We start from the raw sequence: 1,623 nt of genomic DNA on the forward strand, positions 1-1,623 counted from the left end.
CGATTGCGATCAGTGATGTGGATGGCGACGATACGCCCACCTTCGCCAATACCACAGAAACAGGCACTTATGGTTCGCTAGAACTGGTCGATGGCAGCTGGACGTATACGCTTGATCAATCTGCGGTGCAGAATTTGGATGCCGGCGATCAAGTCACCGACACCATTACCCTGACCGCAAGCGATAACACGCAACAAGATATTGTCATAACCATTACCGGGACAGATGACGACCCTGAAGTCAGCGGTGAGTTTGTGGGTTCCGTCACCGAAGGTAATGAAGGTGATGCGGCCGTGACTGCCTCCGGTACCCTTGCGATCAGTGATGTGGATGGCGACGATACGCCCACCTTTGCGGACACCACTGAAGCGGGCACCTATGGCTCATTAGAGCTGGTGAACGGCAACTGGACTTACACCCTTGATCAAGCCAGCGTGCAGGATTTAGACGCTGGCGATCAGGTCACCGATACCATCACTCTCACTGCCTCTGATGGCACCGAGCAAGATATTGTTATCACGATTACTGGTAGCGAGGATGCGCCGGAAGTCAGTGGTGAGTTTGTGGGTTCCGTCACCGAGGGCAACGTAGGTGATGCGGCCGTGACTGCCACCGGTATCCTTGCGATCAGCGATGTCGACGGCGACGATGCACCCACCTTTACCGATACCACAGCAACCGGCACTTATGGTTCGCTCGAACTGGTGAACGGCAATTGGACCTACACCCTCGATCAGTCTGCGGTACAGAATTTAGACGCCGGCGATCAAGTCACCGACACCATTACCCTGACTGCCTCTGATGGCACACAGCAAGATATTGTTATCACCATTACCGGGACAGATGACGACCCTGTAGTCAGTGGTGAGTTTGTTGGTTCAGTGACCGAAGGTAACGTTGGTGACACGGCGGTGACTGCCACGGGTACGATTGCGATCAGTGATATAGATGGCGACGATAATCCGACCTTTACGGATACCACTGAGACTGGCACTTACGGTTCGCTGGAACTGGTCGGTGAGAACTGGACCTACACCCTCGATCAGTCTGCGGTGCAGAACTTGGACGCTGGCGATCAGGTTACCGATACCATCACCCTCACCGCCTCTGATGGTACTGAACAAGCCATTGTCATCACTATTACTGGTAGCGAGGATGCCCCAGAAGTGACCGGTAGCTTTGTCGGTTCCGTGACCGAAGGTAATGAAGGAGATGCGCCAGTCACTGCCACCGGTACCATTGCGATCACTGATATCGACGGTGACGATACATCCACCTTCGCCGATACCACAGAAACAGGTACTTATGGTTCACTCGAGCTGGTCGATGGTAGTTGGACCTATACGCTTAATCAAGCCAGCGTGCAGGATTTAGACGCAGGTGATCAGATCATCGATACCATCACTCTGACTGCMTCTGATGGCTCCGAGCAAGCTATTGTCATCACTATTACTGGTAGCGAAGATGCGCCTGAAGTTAGTGGTGAGTTTGTGGGTTCGGTCACCGAAGGTAATGTCGGTGATGCGCCTGTCACCGCGACGGGGACGATTGCGATCAGTGATGTGGATGGCGACGATACGCCCACCTTCGCCAATACCACAGAAACAGGCACTTATGGTTCGC

Annotated in this window: 1 protein-coding gene; it reads left to right on the top strand. The window is 53.7% G+C overall.

Annotated elements, in window-relative coordinates; genetic code table 11:
• On the top strand, positions 1-1,623 hold a 1,623-nt coding region (locus BZJ17_RS16940; RefSeq protein WP_198534226.1), incomplete at both ends, for a VCBS domain-containing protein.

This window comes from Salinivibrio sp. IB574 (genome assembly GCF_001996205.1).
Taxonomy (GTDB): domain Bacteria; phylum Pseudomonadota; class Gammaproteobacteria; order Enterobacterales; family Vibrionaceae; genus Salinivibrio; species Salinivibrio proteolyticus.